The sequence below is a fragment of the Citrobacter sp. Cc139 genome (genome assembly GCF_030334645.1).
GTDB classification, from domain to species: Bacteria; Pseudomonadota; Gammaproteobacteria; order Enterobacterales; family Enterobacteriaceae; genus Citrobacter; species Citrobacter werkmanii.
In genome coordinates, this window is the sequence record NZ_JAOWDM010000021.1 from 1 (window position 1) to 632 (window position 632).

The 632-nt window shown below is 50.8% G+C and carries 1 pseudogene; it reads right to left on the minus strand.

Annotated elements, in window-relative coordinates:
* Positions 1-632, minus strand: a pseudogene (locus tag OGV69_RS01295) (phage tail fiber protein); the annotation flags it as partial.

Genomic DNA, 632 nt, shown 5'->3' on the forward strand with positions numbered 1-632 from the left:
GCAATTTGCGAATAATAGCCATTAATCCCTGTGTTGCCAGACTCTGACATATTTAAAATTACTGAATATGCGTAGGGTTTCCCATTTCCACTGGCTTCTTGTCCATCACCAAGGAAAAATGAACATGTTGGTAATGATGGGTCACCGGCATTAGATACAGTACGGTTTACCTGAAGCGCCCCTATACCATAACATGCTGATTGCTGGCTATTACCACCAGTCCCTCCCTGCGTAACACTCAGGGAAGTCGTCAGGCCGGAAAGACTCGTGATATCACTGTTGCTGCCCTTTTTTGCGTAATCTTCAAGCGCTGTTTTATCTGCCTTGCCCGAAAGCGCTGTAGTAATGCCTCCCCAGGATGGCCCTGTATAAGAGCTGCCATCCGGCAGCCTTACCGTGATATTCCCCGTTTCACTGAATACCTGCTGCCAGTTTTGCTTATCGTAGTTCAGCCCGCGCAGGGCTTCAGCGCTTTGAGCAACCAGCGTGGCTGTCACCATATTCAGGGCAGCACGAGGAACAGCTGACCAGGCCGCGCCAGATTGTGTTGGCCCGGTAAAATTGCTGACCAGCGTCAACGCTGTACCGCTTTCCACTGATTTAATCGGGAGCGTATAGGGAACGCCGCCGAC